The 4,790-nt window shown below is 69.7% G+C and carries 3 protein-coding genes; 2 read left to right on the top strand and 1 reads right to left on the bottom strand.

Features of this window, described 5'->3' with window-relative positions; translation table 11 throughout:
- A partial coding sequence (locus G6021_RS01275; protein ID WP_182640502.1) for a zinc-dependent metalloprotease occupies positions 1–1,043 on the bottom strand: 1,043 nt, incomplete at its 3' end.
- Positions 1,044–1,123: 80 nt separating this feature from the next.
- On the opposite strand from G6021_RS01275, the gene G6021_RS01280 reads away from it, so the two are divergent.
- Positions 1,124–2,182, top strand: coding sequence for a PDZ domain-containing protein (locus tag G6021_RS01280; RefSeq protein ID WP_182610236.1), 1,059 nt, complete (start codon positions 1,124–1,126; stop codon positions 2,180–2,182).
- 66 nt (positions 2,183–2,248) lie between these two features.
- Positions 2,249–4,790 (top strand): UPF0182 family protein (locus G6021_RS01285; protein ID WP_182640503.1); only part of this gene is annotated, 2,542 nt, incomplete at its 3' end.

Genomic DNA, 4,790 nt, shown 5'->3' on the forward strand with positions numbered 1-4,790 from the left:
CGTCGCAGCCACATCTCGCGCAGCTTGTCCGCGCTGGGCAGTCGGTCACCGACCGCGGCGGTGACGACCGCGTCGACCCAGCCCTCGACCAGGGCGAGCAGCGTCTCGAGGCGGCCAAGCGCGGCCTCGTTGACATTCGTCACCTTGGGGCCGATGGCGCCCGCGCCGCCGGACAGCAGTTCCTGGAGCTTGGTGGGGTCCTGGAGGATGGACGGGTCGAGACCCGAGGCCAGGTCGTCGAGCCCCGAGGTGTCGACCCGGATCCCGCGGGCGTACTCCTCGACGGTGGCCAGCACCCGAGCCCGCAGCCAGGGCGCTCCGGCGAACAACCGGATGTGCGCGGCCTCGCGCGCGGCGAGGAACACCACGACCTCCTGGCGGGGCAGCTCGAGCTCCTCGGCGAACGCGTCGATCGCGGTCGGGCACAGGGCGGCCACGCCGTCGTCCCCGAACGGGAGCCCCACCTCGGAGGAGAACAGCACGGCGGGGGCGAGCTTGCCCAGTCCCTGGCCGAGCTGCATCCCGAAGCCCATGCCGCCCATCTGGTCGAGCATTCCCAGGAGCGGGCCGGCGAGCTGGCGCGCCTCCTCGGGCATCGCCCCCTTGGTGGCCGAGTTCATCTGCTCGGCGACCGGGGTGCAGATCTTCTCCCACGTGGGGAGGGACTGTTCGACCCACTGCTGGGGGGTCCACACCTCGGTCCGGTGTACGCCGGAGGGGAACATCGTGGTCTCGTCCAGCCACAGCTCGGCCAGCCGGACGGACTCCTGCGCGGCGGTGCCGGAGGCCTCGCTCACGACCGGGGTACGGCCGAGGGCCTGCAGTGCCACGGTGCGGGCGAGCTGGTAGTTCACCGGGCCGGAGGCGCCGGGCCCGGTCATCGCCGACCCCATGGAGCCGAGCATCTGCCCGAACTGGGAGAGCATCTGGCCGAACTGACCGAACTGGGAGGGGTCGAAACCGCCGGGGCCGCCCGGGTCGCGGCCCCGGTCGTCGTCGCGACCGTCGTCATCGGAAGCGGAGAAACCGAAGGGCTGGTTCATGCCACAACGGTACAGCCCGACGGGTGCGCAGGTCCGGGCGCGACGTCACGGTTCCGCCCGCGCGGACTACCCTTGCCCCCGTGAGTCGCCGACTGCTGACCCTCCTCGCCGCTCTGGTCCCGGCGGTGCTGCTGCTCGTCCTGGCCACGTCGGCGACCGTGCCGCTCGTGGCCATGGGCCCCGGGCCCACCTACGACACCCTCGGGGAGGTCGAGGTCGAGCGTGGCGACGGGGTGGAGACTGTCCCCGTCGTCGAGGTCAGCGGGCGTGAGGCGGACGAGACCTCCGGAGCACTACGGATGACGACGGTCGCGGTCCGCGACAACCTGACCCTGCTCGACGCCATGAGGTTCTGGCTGGATCCGGTGCAGATGGTGGTCCCCCGCGACCAGGTCTTCCCCCCGGAACGGTCGAGGGACGAGGTCCGCGAGTCCAACGCCGCGGAGATGGTGGGGTCGGAGAACTCGGCCGAGGCCGCCGCCTACGGGTACCTGGGGATCCCGATGCAGCCCCGGGTCGAGGCCGTCGACCCGGAGGGCGCGGCGGCCGACCTCCTCCGTGAGGGCGACATCCTGACCTCGATCGGCGGGGAGCGGGTCTCGGATTCGACAGCGGTGGTCGAGCAGGTCAGCGCCCACCGTCCGGGCGACGAGGTCCGGATCGGGTTCACCAGGGACGGGCGCGAGGAGACGACGACGACGACGTTGCAGCCCGCCGGACCGGACGGCGATCCCGACCAGGGCCGCCTGGGCATCCTCGTCGGCGACACACCGGCCGACGGGACGGACGTCGAGATCAACATCGACCCGAACGTGGGCGGCCCCTCGGCGGGGCTGGTCCTGGCGGTCGCGATCGTGGACAAGCTGTCCCCGGGCGAGTTGACCGGCGGGGCCGAGGTCGCCGGATCGGGCACGATCCGGGTCGACGGAACCGTCGGGCCGATCGGGGGGATCACGCACAAGATCCGTGCCGCCCGGGATGCGGGGGCGACCGAGTTCCTCGTCCCCGCCGGAAACTGTGCGGAAGCCGTGCAGGACCCACCGGGTGGCATCCGCCTGATCGAGGTGGACACCCTCCGGGGCGCGCTGGAGGCGCTGGAGGAGGCCGTTTCCGGGGGAGAGCCACCGACCTGCGGGTGAGGCGACGCTTTTCCGTAAGGTGGGTTCCACGAGCATGTCCGCCCCAGCAGTCCAGGAGTTTCCCCGGTGTCCGTCCGCCCACCCGGTAATCCCGGTCGGCCGATCGCGATCTCACGTCGCGGCCGAGCCGTCGCCATCTCCATCGTCATCCTCATCGTCCTGATCCAGGTACTGCCGAGGATCAACTCCACCTACACCAACTGGCTGTGGTTCGGCTCGGTCGACGCCACCAGTGTGATGAGGACCGAACTGCTCACGCGGATCGGTCTGTTCGTCGTGGTCGCCCTCCTGGTGGGACTCGCGATCGCCGCGGGGATCCTGCTGGCCTTCCGGCACCGGCCGGTGTTCCTGGCACAGCCGGGGATGCCCGATGCGTTGGCGAGGTACCGGGCGGCTCTCGGCGACTCGCCGGCCAAGACGGTGCTGTGGGTCCCTGTCGCGATCGGCCTCCTCGCCGGTTCGGTGGCGCAGTCGGGCTGGCAGTCGGTCCTGGCGTTCTTCAACTCCACGCCGTTCGGTCAGACGGATGCGCAGTTCGGGCTCGATATTTCCTTCTACGCCTTCGAGCTGCCGCTGTGGCGGTCGATCGTCACCTGGCTCATGGTGGCCGTGGTCCTGGCGTTTATCGCCAACCTCGTCACGCACTACCTGTTCGGTGGTCTCCGTCCCGGAGCGCGTGAGGGTGCGCTGACCCGCGCCGCGCGGATCCAGCTGGTCAGCCTCGCCGGACTGTTCATCCTGCTCAAGGCGGCCGCCTACTGGCTCGACCGCTACGAGCTGCTGTTCCGGGAGAACGCGACGTTCACCGGTGCCGGACACACCGATGTCAACGCGCTGATCCCGGCCAAGATCTTCATGTTCTCCGTGGCCATCGTCTGCGCGATCGCCTTTTTCTCCGCGATCGTGATCAGGGACCTGCGCATCCCCGCGCTCGCCACCGTGCTCCTGCTGTTCTCCGCGCTCGTGGTGGGTTCGGCCTGGCCGCTCGCCGTGGAGCAGTTCTCCGTCAACCCCAACCGCGCCGAGAAGGAGCGGGAGTACATCGCCCGCAACATCGAGGCCACGCGGGCCGCGTACGACATCGGGGACGACCGCGTCACCTACATAGAGAACTGGGGCTCGGCCGACCCGAACCCGCGGGAGGCGGGCTCGGACGTCACGACGCTGTCCAACGTCCGCGTGCTCGACCCCAACGTCCTCTCGCCCACGTTCACCCAGCTGCACCAGCTGCGGAACTTCTACGGCTTCCCCGAGACGCTCGACATAGACAGGTACACGATCGACGGTGAGATGCGGGACTTCCTCGTGGCCGCCCGTGAGCTCAACCCGGAGTCCCTGCAGGCCAACCAGCGGGACTGGATCAACCGGCACACCGTCTACACCCACGGCAACGGCTTCGTCTCCGCGCCCGCCAACCGCGTCAACGAGATCGCGGACGACGCCGGCTCGGATCGCGGCGGACTGCCGAACTTCCAGGTCTCCGACCTCGAGGCCATCGCCAGTGGTCAGGAGATGGTGATCCCGGTGACCCAGCCGCGGACCTACTTCGGTCCGCTGATCGCCCAGTCCGACCCCGACTACGCCATCGTCGGCGACAACGGCGAGGGCCCGCGCGAGTACGACACGGACACCCAGCAGTACACCTACACCGGCGAGGGCGGGGTCCCGATCGGCGGCTGGATCAACCGCACGGCCTACGCGCTGAGGTTCGCCGAGCGCAACATCCTGCTGTCCAGCCTGATCGGCGACGACTCCAAGATCATCTACGACCGCGACCCCCGCGACCGTGTCCAGAAGGTCGCCCCGTGGCTGACCACCGACACCAATACGTACCCGGCCGTGATCGACGGACGGATCAAGTGGATCGTCGACGGGTACACCACGCTCAAGACCTATCCGTACGCCGAGCTGAGTTCGCTGGAGGCGATGACGGCGGACTCGACCAACGAGGCCGGCGGCCGGGTGCTGCCGGACGAGGAGGTCTCGTACATCCGCAACTCGGTCAAGGCCACGGTCGACGCCTACGACGGCACGGTGGACCTCTACGCGTTCGACGAGTCGGACCCGGTGCTGCAGACCTGGATGAAGGCCCTACCCGGCATCGTGCAGCCGCGGGACGCGATCTCGGAGGAGCTCGAGGAGCACCTGCGCTACCCGGAGGACCTGTTCAAGGTCCAGCGTGAGCTGCTGGCCAAGTACCAGGTCGACGACCCGGGCCAGTTCTTCACCAACGACGCCTTCTGGTCGGTGCCCTCCGATCCCACCGTGACCTCGTCGATCCAGAACCCGACCCCGCCCGCGGGCGGGCCGGCCGGCGGGCCGGCGGGTGCGCAGGCCGCCAACCGAGGCCCGGTGGAGGGCCCCAGTCAGCCGCCGTACTACGTGGTGGTCTCCGACCCGACCGATCCCGAATCGGACGAACCGTCGTTCCAGCTGATCTCCGCGTTCCGCGGGTACGAGCGCGAGTTCCTCGCGGCGCACATGTCGGCGAGCTCGGACCCGGACACCTACGGCGACATCACGGTTCGCGTGCAGCGCCCCACCGAGCCCCTCGCACAGGGACCCAACCAGGCGCAGGACATCATGATCGCCTCGCCGGCGATCGCCA

It is taken from the genome of Dietzia sp. CW19 (assembly GCF_014145265.1).
Classification (GTDB): Bacteria; Actinomycetota; Actinomycetes; order Mycobacteriales; family Mycobacteriaceae; genus Dietzia; species Dietzia natronolimnaea.